This window comes from Daejeonella sp. JGW-45 (assembly GCF_029360805.1).
Taxonomy (GTDB): Bacteria; Bacteroidota; Bacteroidia; order Sphingobacteriales; family Sphingobacteriaceae; genus Daejeonella.
Window position 1 is genome coordinate 38,798 of record NZ_JARKNC010000003.1, and the last position, 15,941, is coordinate 54,738.

Consider the following 15,941-nt stretch of genomic DNA (forward strand, 5'->3'; position numbering starts at 1 on the left):
TTATGCAGTTCCCTAAAGATATTTTCATTAGTTATGCTCACATAGATGATGAGTCCCTGATCCAGAACCAGAAAGGCTGGATCTCTGAGTTTCATCGTGCATTGGACATACGCCTGGCGCAATTGCTTGGCAGAAGGCCGGTGATCTGGAGAGATGATTCACTTCAGGGTAATCATGTATTCGATAAACAAATTGTTGATCAGTTCGAGAAGGTTGCTATCATGATCTCGATCATCACACCACGATATGTGAAATCTGACTGGTGTATTAAGGAAGTAGACGAATTTTATAATGCCAGTCTCAATAATATTGGCTTCACTGTAAGTAACAAGGCACGGATATTCAAAGTGATCAAAACTCCGGTAAGAATTGAGCAGCATCCCGAGAAGATTTCGGGTGTACTTGGTTACGAGTTTTATAATACAGATCCGGGTACGGGGCGTGTTAAGGAGCTTTCCCAGGCATTCGGCAACGAAACGGAGCGATTGTACTGGGAAAAGCTGGACGATCTTGCTCATGACATAAGTTCTTTCCTTGAAAGTATCGAACACCCGGCCCCTGGTACACAGACTTCGCCGCTGATTGCCGCCAACAGCCAGTCTGCTGGTAAGGTATTTCTTGCTGAATCCAGCTACGATACACAGGATTTTCGTGACAGCCTGAAGCGGGAACTCCAGGGATACGGCTATTATATCCTTCCTGACAAACAATTACCGCTAATCGCTACTCCGCTAAACGAGGCTCTTGCCGCCAACCTGGCTGAATCAGACTTAACTATTCATCTGCTGGGCGAAAATTACGGGGTCGTGCCCGAAGGGGCACAAAAGTCCATAGTTGAGATCCAGAATGATGTGGCAGCTTCTTATAGCGCCGCAAACGGGATACCGAGGTTTATATGGATCCCTGAGGGCTGCGAACCAGGTGATGAGCGGCAGATCAGTTTTATAGACAGACTTAATGCCGGCAAAGGGGGGATCACGGGGGCCGATCTTGTACAGGGATCATTGGAGGATTTTAAAAGTGTGGTGATCGATAAACTGAACTCTATGAAAAAAGAGGAGAATAAGGAAGAGGCGGCACCGGAAATGTATGATGAAACGGCCAAGATCATTTATCTGATCTGCGATATTTCAGATATTGACGAAATACGGCCTTTAGAAGATTATCTTTTCGACAACGGGTATGAAGTGGTTCTTCCGATCTTCGAGGGCGACGAATCTGGCATCCGGGAAGATCATATAGAAAATCTTAAGACCTGCTCAGCAGCCATAATCTTCTTTAGTAATGCAAACGAATTGTGGCTCCGTTCGAAAACCCGCGATTTCATGAAGATAAACGGCTATGGCCGGGCTAAACCGCTCGCGTTCAAAGCCATCTATATAGCCCCACCTGACAGCCTGGCAAAACAACGTTTCCGGACACTCGATGCAGAGGTTATTAATGCTTTGGATGGCTTGCCTGAAGAGAAACTAAAAAACTTATTGTCCAGAATATAATCAACCTGGTATATTATGTTAGACGATATCATACAAAATCCCTTTCCGGGGCTTAGGGCATTCGATGAAGAAGAAGATATTCTTTTCTTCGGACGCGAGAAGCAGGTTGACGAACTTCTCAAGAAGCTTCGCACACAACGTTTTCTAACCGTTATCGGGTCTTCCGGCAGTGGGAAGTCCTCACTCGTTAAATCCGGCCTTATACCATCTTTGCATAGTGGCTTTATGTCGGGTGCGGGATCTAACTGGAAGATATGCTCATTGCGCCCCGGGGTAAATCCTATAGGAAATCTTGCGCGGGCTTTATCCCAGAATGGAATTCTGTATAATTATGAGTCGCCTGATGATGAGCAGATGTATTCTTCTATCAATGAAAGCGTACTCAGGAGAAGTAACTTCGGATTGATAGATGCATTTACACAGTCCGGAATCGACGCTAAAAACAATCTGCTGATCCTCGTAGATCAGTTTGAGGAGTTGTTCCGTTTCATCAAGTTCGAAAAGGAAGCCAAAGAAGGCAAGCGCGATTCAGTTGCATTTATCAACCTGCTGTTGAAAGCAACGGAACAGCGGGAACTACCGATCTATGTTGTTTTCACTATGCGGTCTGACTTTCTTGGCGACTGTACAGAATTCCGCGGTCTTCCCGAAGCAATCAACGAAGGACAGTACCTGGTACCTCGAATGACGCGTGAAGAACGCAGGGATGCAATTGTGGGGCCTGTCGGCGTGGGTGGAGCGAGCATTACCCCACGCTTGCTGAACCAGCTTCTGAATGATGTTGGGGATAACCCTGACCAGTTGCCGATCCTTCAGCATGCGCTTATGCGTACGTGGGACGCCTATAAAAAGAAAAACCCTGAGCCATATTCTGAAAAGGAGATCGACCTTGACGACTACAACGAAATAGGGACTATGGAGCATGCCTTATCTCAGCATGCAGAAGAAGCCTACGCTGAGCTGGAGACGCCGAGGATGAAGCAAATCTGCGAATCGGTTTTTCGCGCGCTTACCGAGCGTGGAGCCGACTCCAGGGGAGTACGCCGGCCGAGCAGACTCTCGGAGTTATGTCAGCTGTCGAATGCAAAGGAAGAGGAAGTTGTCCAGGTTATTGAAATATTCAGAAAAAAGGGCAGGGGCTTTCTGATGCCGCCTGCGGGGACTCCCCTGACAGCAGATTCGATCATCGACATATCTCATGAAAGTATTATGCGTGTATGGGAACGGTTAATGCTATGGGTGGAGACTGAAAATCAGTCAGCTTCTATTTACCTGCGCCTCTGCGACGCCGCTGATCTGTACGAAGCGGGGAGAGGTGGTTTACTTCGTGATCCCGAATTACAGGTGGCCTGGAAATGGAAAGAGGAAAACGCTCCCAATTCCGTATGGGCATCGCGTTACAATGATCTTTTTGACAAAGCGATACTATTTCTCGATCACAGCAAGGAGGAGAACGAAAAAGAACTGCTCTTTAAGGAGCGCATGCAAAAAGAACGCCTGCGCAAAGCCCGGCGAATAACGGTTATCATTTCGATAATTGCCTTTGGAGCCTTCTTGTTAGCGATCTATTCTTTCCAATTAAGGAACCTGGCTACAAAGCAAACTATATTAGCTGAGCAGGAAAGCGAAGAAGCAAAAAGACAGCGTAAACTAGCCGAAGACCAGAAACTTCTCGCTCAGCAAAGCGAGGCCGAAGCAGAGGAGAGCGCTAAGCAGGCTCTTATCCAAAAGGGTATAGCAGTAACAGAACAGGAAAACGCCAAAAAGAGCGAAAAGAATGCTCTGCTCCAAAAAGTTATAGCGGAAGAGCAAAAGGCATATGCAGAGCGTCAGAAGGTTATCTCGGAACGGAATGCTGAAATAGCCAGACAACAGCAGGGAATCGCAGAGACGCAAACCGCACGAGCTGTGAGCAACGAAAAGATCGCTAAAGAACAAACAGCTATTTCGTCCAGGCTTAAAGATATAGCCCAGGCCAGGAACTTAGCATATGAAGCTATGATGCTCTTAAATGATAATAAACAGGAAGAGAGCCGGAAGAATATAGTGAGCGCCTACAAACTGAATGCTGATAATAATGGGCCTTTGCAAAACAGCGACATCTACAATGCGCTGCATTTTAACTGGATTGGCGCCATTCAAAACAAGAACCAGTTTTCATCTCATAAATTTTCTGTGAGAAGTATCGCTCAAGGGCCGGCAGGCAATCAAATAATTTCAGTTGATGAGGCCGGGATACTCTACATATCGAGGGCAGTAAACGGTGTGCTTGAGCCGCTTACTTCTTATGATGTAAAGGATGAAGCCCGGTCGGTGAGTACATCTCCTGACGGAGCCAAAGCCCTGATTGTAACTGCCACAGGGAAGGGGATTTTATTAGATCTGGCTCCCGGAGGTACCTCGGTTAAGGAAAGGTCCCGTTTTGCATTCACCGGAATAGCCAGGCAGGCAATGTTTAAGAATAGCTCAGAGTTTGCCATACTGACCAATAAAGGCCTAGGGATTTATCGTAACGAAGCTCCGGTAGAGTTCATGCCTGGGAATTTTTCAACGGTAAGTTACAGCCGGAGCGGTAAGCTTTACCTGGTGTCTGGAAATAAGATATCAGTATTTGCAAATTCAACTAATATCACCGAAAAGCCGGAATCAGTGATCACCCTTAACTCCAGGATCACTAGTCTTACTGTCAGCCCGGGCGACGATTACATGGCCGCCGGTACTTATGACGGCGGAATTTACCTCCGTGGCCTCGGCTCTAACAGGATGCCGGTAAGTTTTACGCCTCATGCTTCGGCAGTAAACGATCTTAAGTTTAAATCTGTGGATGGCCACCTTCAGCTTGCTTCAGCCAGCAGTGATCAGACCATCAAGCTGATGGACGTAAATGCTATCATGACTTCCAATAATACGGAAGATATACTTACGCTAAGAGGTCATAACAAATGGGTTTACAGTATTTTATATACGCCTGATGGAAAATATTTATATTCTGCCAGTGAAGACAAGCGGATAATCGGCTGGCACTCATCGATGGGTGGAATTTATAAGTCGTTAACTTCTGATAAAAACTAAAATGATTACAAAACTACGTTTACGGCTGTTATTTGCGCTCTTTATTCTTGCTGCTGGCAGACTTACAGCGCAGGAATGCGGCCTGAATGCACTGAACGATGCGGAGGGGCAGTATAACATCGGCAAGTTCTACGAAAGCATTAGCCGGCTGAATTCATGTATTACAGGAAAAGGCTTTACCTACAGTGAGAAGGTGCAGGCTTACAGGCTGTTATCCATGTCGTATCTTGCGCTGGACTCGGTGGAAAAGGCTGATGAAAGTATTGAACGCCTGTTGCTCCTTAAAGATAATTTTGAAGCAGATACCCGTGATCCGGATCGTTTCAGGCTTCAGGTATTGTTTCTCAGGCAGCAAATGAGGGCAAAACTGACCTCTTCCGTTTCCAAAAAGGCAGAAAGTATTGAACTGGCGCCGGCTACGATTCAGATTATTACTTATGAGGATATTCTGAATCGAGGTTATACAGACGTGGAGCAGCTTTTTCACGATCTTCAGGGATTTGATATTTCAAGAAATTCGGGGCTTTCGTACTCAGATATGTACCAGAGGGGTTACCGTACAGCTGCGAACACTGATCGCACGCTTCTTCTGGTAGATGGTGTGGAGGATAACGAAATGTGGTCGAATTCGGCGTTTATAAGCCGACAGTACGCCCTCAGTAATATCAAACGGGTTGAGGTTATCTATGGCCCTGCATCTACTATCTATGGTGCGAATGCTTTCCTCGGTGTGATCAATATTATCACTAAAAATGAAGAGGACTATTTCAAACAGGAGAAAGCCTGGAATATCAATGATAAAACATCCCGGTTTGCCGTAACGGGCCATGGGGGCGCAGGGTCACTTAATACCAAATTTGGCGATGTTACTGTTTCTGGAATGGGCCGGGATGCATTTTTCGCCGTTACGGGCAGGGTCTACAGTACAGATGAGCACGACCTCTCATCCTATCCGGACTGGGATAATAAATGGTCAGCCGATGAATTCGGACCTAACCGCTACCAGGCTATTCTTACCCAGGACTATACTGCGGCACGTGAAGCGACATATTTAGCAAATGATCCGACCAGGAAATATTTTACTATAAGTCCTGACAGAACCAAGATCCTGCCTACTGCAGCAGCTATTTTCCGGGCTGACTCCCTTGATCAGGCGAATTATAAAAAGGGTTATAATGGTATATCCACTCAATACTCTGACGAAGCTAAAAACTACTATATGTCTGCGAAACTGCGGGTGGGTGACTTTAAATTTGGCCTTGAGTATCAAAAATGGTCAGAGGGAGTAGCCCCGATCTACATCGATAAGTATTATGCAGTGAGCAAAGAGCTCACACATTGGGAGGTCCGCCAGCAGTATTTTTATGTGAGATATGATAAAAGCCTTTCAGAGCGTATTTCTTTTTCTAATTTTTCTTATTTCCGGACCAGTGATTTCGGGAAGAATGCAGTAACTACCCGTTTCTACGGGTTCGCTAATGCCGGGGTGTCCATGCAGGACCTGGTAGCCGGCCGTAGTCCTTATTTCCTGCCGACGTACTTTTCCCAGCAATCCAAGCAATTCAGGTCTGAAACCAAGATGAATTATGTGATCAATGAGAAAATGGACTTTAACCTTGGTGTAGAATTAAGGAACGGGCTGTTGCAGGGCGATTACGTGAATTCAACTACTGAGGATCCAATAACGACCGGTACTTCTGCCAACGGGATAAAAGGGGGTAATTATTACTCGATCATGGATGTCGGTGTTTACGGGCAGTTGAGTTACCAGGACCGGGCAAGGAGGTTGAATATCAGTGCTGCGGGAAGGATGGATAATAACAAGATTAACAGCATATATGGTTATGGTACGGTATTCAACCCGAGATTATCGGTTGTATATTACCCAGGCAAGTTCATTTTCAAATCGATCTATTCTGAGGCTTTCCTCGATGCATCGGTTTATAATAAGTTCGCTACGTCGTCGGCGAGATTAGTTAACAACCCTTTGCTGGAACCTGAAAGGGTCAAGAATCTGGAAGTTTCCGCACGATTCAGCCCGTTTAGCCAAACGTTTATTGAGCTGGCATACTTCAATGCATCCTATAGCAATACCCTGGGAACGGTGAATATTGATACCATGGGTATCAGGACCACCCAGTTCCGGGCTATTGGGAAATCCCATATCCAGGGAATTCAGCTTGCCGGCGAAACCAAACTTCTGGAGAAGGTGTCCCTCTTTGCCAACTTTTCCCTGATCGATCCTACTCGTACTTCTGCCGGAGCAAGCGGTTCGGCTAAAGTCAGGATAGGTGATATTTCCGATTTTTCTTTCAATGCAGGTGTTAATGCAAAATTTATCAAAGACAGGGTAAACCTGAATGTCAGGGCCAACTTTGTTGGCGATAAGCCGACCGGGGCCAACACCTCCATAAGCGGCAGCCCGTACAATGAAACTCCGAGATACACCCTTATACACAGTGCGGTCAGTTTCAATTTGAATAAGATGATCATGCTGCAAGTTATTACAAATAACCTGTTCGATCTTGATTACGTAACCCCCGGAGTCCGGGCGGCAAGCGGGGTCCAGAGCTCGAGGATCCCCCAACCGGGGCGGACCGTTACTGCGCGCATCGTAGCGAATTTAGGAAAGTAGTATGGCACTGATCAAAGGCTTATCCGGGGTCATCAACCTTCGACCCGAAGAACGGCAATCGTTTCGGTCGCTGTTTCTTTTGTCGTTAATCACCGGTATCGGCCTGTCATATTACTTTGTTGCAGTAAATACCTTTTTGATCCAGAAAGCAAGTGTGTCCAACCTGCCTTATGCCTATATTATCTCAGGGCTTGGCGGAGTATTGCTGATAAAGATCTATCAGAGCCGGCAACAAAAGCGAGGTGTAATAAATAGTTACAGGGAAAGCCTTATAGCTTTCTTCATGGTGTCGGTCGGCGTATTTATGGCGTTCTCAAAGTTTGGAGATAATAAGGGTTATGCTGTTTACCTGGCTTATCTGGGTTTCTTGTTTAACATGCCTTTTACCATAATCTTCGCGCTGAGTTTTTCCGGCATTTGCGCACGCTTGTTCAATCTGGCCCAAAGCAAGCGTTTGCTTGCGCTGGTCGGGACGGGGGAGATCATGGCTTCGATCATTGGGTATCTTACCGCTCCGCTGATCAGCCAGCTTACAGGAAGTCCGAATTATCTATTGCTGCTAGCCGCATTTTGTATCCTTCCGGCACTTGTACCCATTGTTAAGCTTGCAGCACAGAATAAAGACAGACTGAGCCATCTTCCTGTAGCCAAAGCCACGCTTAAAAAGCTGAACCTATCTTTTTTCGCGAACGAAAGATTTTATTTGCTGATTGCTGTTGTTTCACTATTTTCGGTTGCAGCCGTCTATTTTGTAGATTATTCCTATCTCATTACTGTGAGATTTATGGCCGAATACAACGATATCGAGATCGCTGCAATTGTAGGTTTCTTCTTCAGTTTAGTAAAGGTCGGGGAACTGATCTTTTCGTTCCTTTCGGGCCACATTCTAAGTACGAAAGGGGTTAAGTTTTCAATTCTACTGCTTCCGGTACTGTTGACTGCCTGTTTTGCTTTTGCGGTAGCTGGGAGTTTATTATTCTCTGGCGAGCCCATATTCATACTCGCATTTATATTTTTGGCTAAGTTTTGCGAACGGGTCATACGGAAGGCTATTTCCACTCCTGCAATAAAGGTGCTATACCAGGTAACGGGCCCGGACCGGCTGCGAATTGAGGCCACCATTGAAGGGGTTCTGAACCAGGTAGCCACTGTAATATCAGGAGTGCTGCTACTCGTATTCTCCGGACTCTTTGCGGGTGCTGAACCCCTGTATTTTCTCAATATTATATCAGCAGTGTGTTTTTTACTGTTTCTCATTTGGAGCGGACTTAGCCTGAAGCTGTACGAAAATTATAAAAAGAAGATCTGGGCGTACCTGACAGATATCCGGTCGGATAACAGACCCGGAGGGAGGGATAGGGTAGAGGTGGCGTACACAGCCGGAGATAGTCCGGTATCTGCCGAGGGTCTTCCTGGTGCCCTGGAGAAAGCCCTGGCAGCGGTCTCCTCATCAAGAAAAGTAAGGGATCTTGGTCCATTGATCAATTATTCACCTTCGGCACTGAGCCATATCGGTGTCGATGACGAAGACTTGCTGAAACGTAAGATCATTTCTTCGTACTACTCGAATGATAATTTCTTTTTCAGGCTGGCCGTCATTAATTTCTTCCGGACCGGTAACGAGAAATTTTCATTAAAGCTGGTGAAGGAATTTGGCGAAATCTCTGACCTGCAGCTTAAATATGAGCTTATTTCGGCGTATAATGAGAATGCCGCACGGCCTGACGCCGCCGATCTATTTTATTTCGAAAACCGGTGTGAGTATTATAGCAACGAGCTGATACTGGGAATGTCTGCCCAGAATGATCTGCGGGAAGTGGAAGATCCGGATCTGCAGGCTGAACTAAAAGCGTATAACGACCTGCTTACAAAGGTATTGTTTGAACTTTTGAAGGTTATTTATGATCCGGCGGCTATTCAGGCTAGTTACGACATTATCTCCGGTGACGATAGCCAGGATATTGAAAAGAGGCTTTTCGCGCTGGAACTGCTGGATAATACGGTGAGTGATGAACAGAAACGGTATCTGATCCCAATTTTTGAACCCGCTCCATTTGAACAGAAGATCAGCAGGCTGCAGCAGTTTGTCCCGGTTTACTCAGTGAGCAAGGAGAAAAAGCTGAAGGAGCTTTTGATGAAAGATTTCACCCTGATAAATCCTGGTCTTAAAGAGGCCTGCCTGATTGCTTATTATAACCTCACCCGCGACAATATCATATTGAATGCTTTCCTCGCAAGCAATATAAAGAATTTGCATTCGAAAGCTTCTCAACTGTTGCATCAAGAAGAAGCAAGCTTAAAAGAGTTGATGATCAGGGAATTGGGGAAGGTCTATAACCTTAGCCTGGCCCAGCGTACCTATCTTTACAACCAGGCAGTGCAGACACCGGGTGGCAAAAAGGATAAATCCAGTCCGGCGAAAACGAAAACTGGAAATATTTACGCCGTGGATATGGGTACGGGCAATGGGGCCCTTATCCTGGATGCCTATGCATTGGCTTTATTTATCGACGTTAATCAATCCGGGGTATAGCCAATCATTAAAAAGCGATCGGCGTTCTCTTCCTTCAGACTGAATTTCTGAAATACATCCATCCCGAGGCTTTCCGTGGCTACCAGCAGGCGTGCCTGTTCGTTTAATGAATAACTGGTGTTTTGAGCCACTGACCGTAATATAAAAGGGTGAACTTTATCTACCGGAATTCCTCTGAACTTTTCTTTTATAATGGAAAGTACAATGCTTTTGCCTTCATCGTTATAATCTCCATTCATATCCGGTTGAACAGAGGCTACATATTTATTGAACCAGTAGTAAACAATAGGAGTCGCAGTTGTCCACCAAAGAAGAAACTTTTTTCCTTCCTGCTTTTCACGAAGGCGGCAATCGTCCATGAACTTTAAGTATAACGATTTGCCGAATCCATTTCCTTTCAGATCATCCCTGCAGCCGCTTAAACCAAGGTAATAAGTGTCTTGTCCATTCACCTTTTCGAAATTGATCATGAAGAATGCAAGCAGGTCTTCATTTGAATTGCTGATGATATAAATATCACTGTTGTGTTCTATCTCCCTTTCAATCAGTTCAATATTATTAACATAAGTGGCACGGGTAAGATCCAATAATTTTGAAACCAGCACTTTATCGAACTTGAAATTTGTTTTTAGCTCAATAGGAAGGATGTTGTCAGTTAAAACCATTTGAGAGGTTGGAAAGGAGAATTGCCGTTAATTTGTTAAACACATTATAAAAATAAATAAACTTGACGAGGAATTCTATCTTTATTTGTCAATGAAAGATGAACATTTTTTCGAACACGTCTGGGAAATTGCCCGACAAGTTCCTAAGGGGCGGGTAACTTCCTACGGGGCGATAGCAAAGGTCTTGGGTGTAGGAAACCTTTCCCGAATGGTTGCGAGGGCAATAGGTAGCTGTGGAAATGCCCCGACTCCGGTTCCGTACCATCGGGTGGTAAGCAGCAGCGGCCATCTTTCAGGAGACCCATCGTCGGCGAGAAAAAGACAACAGATGCTTGAGGAGGAGGGTCTCGAGATCAGTAACCTGAAGATTAAGAACTTTAGAACTGTTTTCTGGAATCCGGTTACGGATTTGAACTACGACTAGGGACTAATTGTGCCACTCTCTTCATACGTAGGGCCATACATGCCAGGCACCTTGTTACCAGTAGCCCGCAGGTAGACGATCATTTCGCCCCGGTGGTGGTAAATATGGTTGAACAGGAAGCCGCGTGCGACTATTCCCCTCGGCATTGGCCCAAGAACAACTTTATCACCGACTTTCATAGTCCAGTTTGCATGCAGCTTCTCTTCTGTAAGCGTTTTTAGCGCTGCCCTGGCTTTCTGGACATTGCTTTCAAAAAGCTCCAGGGTTGCTTTGATATCGCTGGTCTCGCCTCGTTCCAGCTTATCAGCTGCTATATCATAAACATCCCGGGTCAGCGTACCTACATACCAGTAATAAATGGTTGCGATATGCTGTGCAAGCTCGCCCATTGTCCAGGAAATTTCGGAGGGTTTATAAGCGAGGTCCTTTTCAGGAATCGCCTGTAACAATTTTCGTGTGCTGTTTACTTCGTGCTCGAACTCCTGAGTTAAATATTCAAGTATCATGGTCAGATGAATTTTAATAACAAACTAATAAATATACATTACTGGTGCGCCCGCAACCAGGTGGCTACCGCCAACCCAACCCCGGTGCAACATGCTCTAAAATCGACGATAAGACGTGTACATTGTAGTCTGTACCTAATGTATTGGGTATAGTTAACAGAAGAGTATCTGCTTCCTGAATAGCTTCGTCCTGCGCCAGTTCCTTTATAAGCTGGTCGGGCTCAGCAGCATAGCTTCGCCCAAAAATTGCCCGTTTATTACTTTCAATAAATCCGATTTTATCCGACCTGTTGGCCTCCTGTCCGAATAAATATCTATCCTGATCGTTTATAAGTGCAAAAATCGACCGGCTTACCGACACCCGCGGTTCCCGAATATGCCCCGCTTTTTTCCAAGCTTCCCTGTAGAGCCTGATCTGTTCTGCCTGCTGTACGTGGAACGGTTTGCCGGTTTCATCATATTTAAGAGTAGAACTTTGCAGGTGCATACCATGTTCTGCAGCCCAGACGGCCGTTGAGTTAGATGCAGCTCCCCACCATATACGCTCTCTCAAGCCTTCGGAATGTGGCTCCAGACGTAGTAAACCCGGCGGATTCGGAAACATCGGATAGGGGTTAGGCTCGGCAAACCCTTCACCTTTGAGCATGTCCAGAAATTCCAATCCTTTCCGCCGTCCCATGCCGGCATCATTTTCCCCCTCAGCTGGTTCATACCCAAAGTAGCGCCAGCCATCAATCACCTGTTCGGGTGAACCCCGGCTGATACCTAACTGCAACCGGCCGCCAGAAATTAAATCCGCCGCACCGGCATCTTCTATCATATACATGGGATTTTCATAACGCATATCTATCACCCCGGTACCAATCTCTATGCGGCTTGTCTTGGCGCCTATAGCCGATAGCAGGGGAAATGGTGAAGCCAATTGAGCGGCAAAATGATGTACCCGGAAATAAGCACCGTCTAGACCGATTTCCTCGGCTGCAACGGCCAGGTCGATCGACTGAAGTAGGGTATCGCCTGCTGTCCTGGTTTTATAGGCTGGGTGATCCGACCAATGCCCAAAAGATAAAAATCCTATTTTCTTCATAAGGTGAGTTTCGGTGAAATACAATTGTAAAGATAATGATAACGCTTATAACGGGAAGCTGTTTGAGTTGCTTGTTTGGCTAATAAGAAAACAGATCTCGTGTAACACGAAACTACTATCCGGGCTTATCTTCTGATTATGAGCAGGTAAATCACTGATCTCTCGTAAGCTGAAAAACCATAAAATAAAATAGTCTTTCTAAGTGAAAATATTTTTTGACAGCCTAACTGAATTGCTATATTTGCAGTCCTCTAGAGAGGGCTTTTTATTTTAACGGAGAGATGCCTGAGTGGCCGAAAGGAACAGTTTGCTAAACTGTCGTACTGGCAACGGTACCGAGGGTTCGAATCCCTCTCTCTCCGCCACCGCCCGTCTTTGCCAAAAGCTAAGGCGGGCTTTTTGTTTAGAGGCACAGAAGTCTATTTATCTTGCTGATTCCCACGCAGCTCCTTTATTGTCTATTCCTGAACGCTATAATCAATCCTTACATGGTAGATTCCCATCAGCATGGTTTTGAAGATCAGTTTAATGGTCTCGATGTCTTTGAGGGTGATATTGCTATCAATAAGTTGTTCCTGGTCTTGCTTATAGTCGATAATGCGTTCAACCAGGTTATTAATGCTCAACGCATCAGGTTCTTTTAAGCTCCTGGAGGCGGCTTCTACAGAATCAGCCAACATAAGTACGGCGGTTTCTTTGGAGAAAGGGATCGGACCGGGATAACGGAACGTGTTCTCGTCAACGAATTTCTCAGGAAAGTTCTTTAAGAAAGACTGGTAGAAATAGTCGACCCTGGTATTTCCATGATGCGTCCTGATAAAATCAATCAGCATTTCGGGGATCTGATTTTTGCGTGCTATCTCGACCCCTTTGTTTACGTGTTGAATTATTATCTGAGCGCTTTGTTCGTATGAAAGAGTATCATGAGGATTAGTACCGCGGTTTTGATTTTCAATAAAATACTGAGGGTTTACGATCTTGCCTATATCATGATACAATGCACCGGCGCGTACAAGAAGGGCATTCCCACCGATCTTAAATATCGCCGCTTCAGCGAGGTTTGCAACCTGCAGCGAATGTTGAAATGTGCCCGGGGCCTTGAATGCGAGATCGCGCAATAACCGGGAGTTGGTGTTGGTTAACTCCATTAGGGTTACATCCGATGTGATCCCAAACATCCGCTCGAAAGCATAAATAAGGGGGTACGCGAGCAATGACAATAAAACTGAAAAAATGAAGGGAACGAAATTCAGCCATTCGATATCTGTAAGAGAACCGTCCCGTATTAGTGAGATGCCGAGAAATGCTATGAAGTAGTTAAGCAGGATCAACAGTGCCGAGATAAGGAATTGTTCTCTTTTTATAAGGTTTTTAATACTGTAGATAGCGACCATCCCGGCTGATGTCTGGAGAAAAGCAAATTCAAAACTATTTGGCACAAAGAAGCCGGCGATAAGGACAACGAGCAGATGAATATTGAGCGCCAGCCTGGTATCAAACAGTATCCGGATAATTATCGGTACTATACAAAATGGGATGTAATAGATATTCGGAATTTTAACACGGATGGCCCAGGATAAGCTAATAAGCATTCCCGTTATAATCAGCAGGATAAGTGATAGCTGCCGGTTATCTGCATAGATATCCTTCCTGAAAAGATAAAGAAAAACGATTAATAAAGTTATGATTAGCCCTGAAATGAAAAACTGACCCATCCAGATGAGGTTGCGGTCGCCTACCACTTTTGCATCATCTTCATACGCTGCTCTAAGGGATTCCAGTTTCTGGTAGATCTCAGCGTTAACTCTTGTACCTCTGGCTACAACAAGTTCACCTTTTTGAACCATGCCACGTGTAGTAGAGATGCTGCTTAGAGCATTTTCTTCCTGTTTATCTGTAAGCGCTTCATCGTAGACATAGTTTGGCCTGAGATGATTATTTACAAGCTTCAGCAACCATTCCTTATTTCCGATACCGGGGTTTTGCTGAATACTGCTTTTTACAAATTCCATAGCAGTTTCAAGGGTATATGCATCCGCGGTGTTCAATTGAGTGCTGACATTATTGGTCAGAAGGCTAAAGTTGTAATTAAAGCCGTAGCGCTGATACTTTTTAACGGGATCTAGTAAGCCCCGCCTGTAAATTTCCACGAGAAGCTTGTTTGCCTGTGCGTTATACGCTGTCTTTTCATTGTCAGGAATTCTCGAGGTTTTCCATTTTATTTCAAATTCGGAGTTCAGGGCGTCCACCGAGTTCTGGGCCGATTCAGGATCGTTCTGATAAATCGGCAGCACGGACTTTAATATATCCTCACGGTCTTTTTCTATCTCAGTATTGGTTTTTTTTATCGCAAAGCTATAGGGAGAGAAAAGGTCTTTCTGCATCCAGGTTTTTCCACGTTCATATTCAAACCTGAAACGGGCCTGCTTAGGGAGGAAAAGCGTTACGATCAGTACGCATAATCCCATCATAACGAACTTTATGTTGGAACTATACTTCCTGTAAAGTATAAGGTGTAGTTGCTTTTTTAGTCGTGCCAAAGGGTTTGGGTTTGATCAAAAATAGGAATTTTTTCGCTACGAGATGCGAGCTATGAGATGCGAGATCGTTCCATTGAATAAAAGCAAATTCTGGTGAATTAGTCTGGCGCCATGCTTCTCTTATCTGAATTCTGATTTTAATTTGTCTTTTTACTCTATTTTCCTACTTTTGTCGAATAATTCTGCGCCCATAGCTCAGCTGGATAGAGCAACGGTTTTCTAAACCGTAGGTCTTAGGTTCGAATCCTAATGGGCGTACTCAAACCGACTCAGCTATAAGTGAGTCGGTTTTTTTATTAGACATAATTCCAGCAGGCACTCTAAAACCACAAGTGAATCTCCAGGGGGCGGTGCGATAGCCTTTACTACCAGTCTTATTTCAATTTGTCCTTAAATACCTTCTCAAGTTTATCGATTTTTGGCTGAATAACCATCCGGCAGTAGGGCTGACGACCATTAAGATTATAATAATTTTGATGATAGTCTTCTGCCTTATAAAATGGCTGTGCCGCTACTATCTCTGTTACGATAGGTTTTGGGTAAACCCTGGCTTTATTCAGCTCGGTTTTGTATTTTTCTGCTTCGGCCTTTTGCAGTGCATCATGGTAGAATATAGCTGAGCGATAATGCGTGCCTACATCCGCACCCTGACGATTCAGGGTTGTTGGGTCATGCATCTTCCAGAATATTTCAAGAAGTTCAGCGTAGCTTATTTTAGCCGGGTCGTAGGTGAGCCGGGAAACCTCTGCATGACCGGTTTTACCGGTTGACACCTGTTCATAGGTGGGATTTTTTACCTTTCCGCCACTATAACCGGATTCTACCTTACTTACTCCTTTAACCCGTTGGAAAACGGCTTCTGTACACCAAAAGCATCCCATCCCAAAGGTTGCTTTCTTTAGAGCCGGTTTTTTCTGGGCATAAACTAAACTAGTAAGCGCAAAGTAAAATATTATTAATATCGTCTTTTTCATGTGTTATCT

10 protein-coding genes and 2 tRNA genes are annotated in these 15,941 nt (G+C 45.0%); 7 read left to right on the forward strand and 5 right to left on the reverse strand.

What is annotated here, in order from left to right; genetic code table 11:
- Window positions 1–2 precede the first annotated feature (2 nt).
- Genes P2W76_RS05700 through P2W76_RS05715 form a run of 4 tightly spaced genes read left to right on the forward strand, consistent with a single transcriptional unit; the run spans window position 3 to window position 9,736 of the window.
- Window positions 3–1,496, forward strand: a complete 1,494-nt coding sequence (locus P2W76_RS05700) for a toll/interleukin-1 receptor domain-containing protein (protein ID WP_276346606.1) — start codon at window positions 3–5, stop codon at window positions 1,494–1,496.
- 15 nt (window positions 1,497–1,511) lie between these two features.
- Window positions 1,512–4,568: a hypothetical protein gene (locus tag P2W76_RS05705; RefSeq protein ID WP_276346607.1), complete on the forward strand. Its 3,057-nt coding sequence runs from the start codon at window positions 1,512–1,514 to the stop codon at window positions 4,566–4,568.
- Window position 4,569: 1 nt separating this feature from the next.
- Window positions 4,570–7,203 (forward strand): TonB-dependent receptor plug domain-containing protein, encoded by a 2,634-nt coding sequence (locus P2W76_RS05710; RefSeq protein ID WP_276346609.1) that lies wholly within the window; start codon window positions 4,570–4,572, stop codon window positions 7,201–7,203.
- 1 nt (window position 7,204) lies between these two features.
- Window positions 7,205–9,736, forward strand: a complete 2,532-nt coding sequence (locus P2W76_RS05715; RefSeq protein ID WP_276346610.1) for a hypothetical protein — start codon at window positions 7,205–7,207, stop codon at window positions 9,734–9,736.
- Here P2W76_RS05715 and P2W76_RS05720 read toward each other — a convergent pair.
- On the reverse strand, window positions 9,721–10,401 hold the full coding sequence (locus P2W76_RS05720; RefSeq protein ID WP_276346611.1) for a hypothetical protein: 681 nt from the start codon (window positions 10,399–10,401) through the stop codon (window positions 9,721–9,723). The two genes, P2W76_RS05715 and P2W76_RS05720, sit on opposite strands and share 16 nt — an antisense overlap.
- A gap of 91 nt (window positions 10,402–10,492) precedes the next feature.
- Between P2W76_RS05720 and P2W76_RS05725 the strand changes: the two genes are divergently transcribed.
- A complete protein-coding gene (locus tag P2W76_RS05725; RefSeq protein ID WP_276346612.1) occupies window positions 10,493–10,825 on the forward strand; it encodes an MGMT family protein in 333 nt (110 codons plus the stop codon).
- Here P2W76_RS05725 and P2W76_RS05730 read toward each other — a convergent pair.
- The gene (locus tag P2W76_RS05730) at window positions 10,822–11,331 is read right to left on the reverse strand and encodes a DinB family protein (protein WP_276346613.1); all 510 of its coding nucleotides are present in this window, start codon (window positions 11,329–11,331) and stop codon (window positions 10,822–10,824) included. The genes P2W76_RS05725 and P2W76_RS05730 overlap by 4 nt on opposite strands.
- A gap of 64 nt (window positions 11,332–11,395) precedes the next feature.
- Window positions 11,396–12,418 (reverse strand): LLM class flavin-dependent oxidoreductase, encoded by a 1,023-nt coding sequence (locus P2W76_RS05735; protein WP_276346614.1) that lies wholly within the window; start codon window positions 12,416–12,418, stop codon window positions 11,396–11,398.
- A 275-nt stretch (window positions 12,419–12,693) separates the two neighbouring features.
- Between P2W76_RS05735 and P2W76_RS05740 the strand changes: the two genes are divergently transcribed.
- Window positions 12,694–12,783: transfer RNA gene (locus P2W76_RS05740), tRNA-Ser, on the forward strand.
- Between the two features lie 93 nt (window positions 12,784–12,876).
- Here P2W76_RS05740 and P2W76_RS05745 read toward each other — a convergent pair.
- The gene (locus tag P2W76_RS05745) at window positions 12,877–14,886 is read right to left on the reverse strand and encodes an HDIG domain-containing metalloprotein (protein WP_276347025.1); all 2,010 of its coding nucleotides are present in this window, start codon (window positions 14,884–14,886) and stop codon (window positions 12,877–12,879) included.
- Between the two features lie 256 nt (window positions 14,887–15,142).
- On the opposite strand from P2W76_RS05745, the gene P2W76_RS05750 reads away from it, so the two are divergent.
- Window positions 15,143–15,216: transfer RNA gene (locus P2W76_RS05750), tRNA-Arg, on the forward strand.
- 116 nt (window positions 15,217–15,332) lie between these two features.
- Here the strand turns inward: P2W76_RS05750 and msrA are convergent.
- Window positions 15,333–15,932: a peptide-methionine (S)-S-oxide reductase MsrA gene (msrA, locus tag P2W76_RS05755; protein WP_276346615.1), complete on the reverse strand. Its 600-nt coding sequence runs from the start codon at window positions 15,930–15,932 to the stop codon at window positions 15,333–15,335.
- Window positions 15,933–15,941 lie beyond the last annotated feature (9 nt).

What these genes read in the sequence shown, in the direction of transcription:
- P2W76_RS05725 (WP_276346612.1), top strand. Translation starts at nt 10,493, where the DNA reads ATGAAAGATGAACATTTTTTCGAACACGTCTGGGAAATTGCCCGACAA.
- P2W76_RS05700 (WP_276346606.1), top strand. Translation starts at nt 3, where the DNA reads ATGCAGTTCCCTAAAGATATTTTCATTAGTTATGCTCACATAGATGAT.
- P2W76_RS05745 (WP_276347025.1), bottom strand. Translation starts at nt 14,886, where the DNA reads ATGGGATTATGCGTACTGATCGTAACGCTTTTCCTCCCTAAGCAGGCC.
- P2W76_RS05710 (WP_276346609.1), top strand. Translation starts at nt 4,570, where the DNA reads ATGATTACAAAACTACGTTTACGGCTGTTATTTGCGCTCTTTATTCTT.
- msrA (WP_276346615.1), bottom strand. Translation starts at nt 15,932, where the DNA reads ATGAAAAAGACGATATTAATAATATTTTACTTTGCGCTTACTAGTTTA.
- P2W76_RS05730 (WP_276346613.1), bottom strand. Translation starts at nt 11,331, where the DNA reads ATGATACTTGAATATTTAACTCAGGAGTTCGAGCACGAAGTAAACAGC.
- P2W76_RS05735 (WP_276346614.1), bottom strand. Translation starts at nt 12,418, where the DNA reads ATGAAGAAAATAGGATTTTTATCTTTTGGGCATTGGTCGGATCACCCA.
- P2W76_RS05720 (WP_276346611.1), bottom strand. Translation starts at nt 10,401, where the DNA reads ATGGTTTTAACTGACAACATCCTTCCTATTGAGCTAAAAACAAATTTC.
- P2W76_RS05715 (WP_276346610.1), top strand. Translation starts at nt 7,205, where the DNA reads ATGGCACTGATCAAAGGCTTATCCGGGGTCATCAACCTTCGACCCGAA.
- P2W76_RS05705 (WP_276346607.1), top strand. Translation starts at nt 1,512, where the DNA reads ATGTTAGACGATATCATACAAAATCCCTTTCCGGGGCTTAGGGCATTC.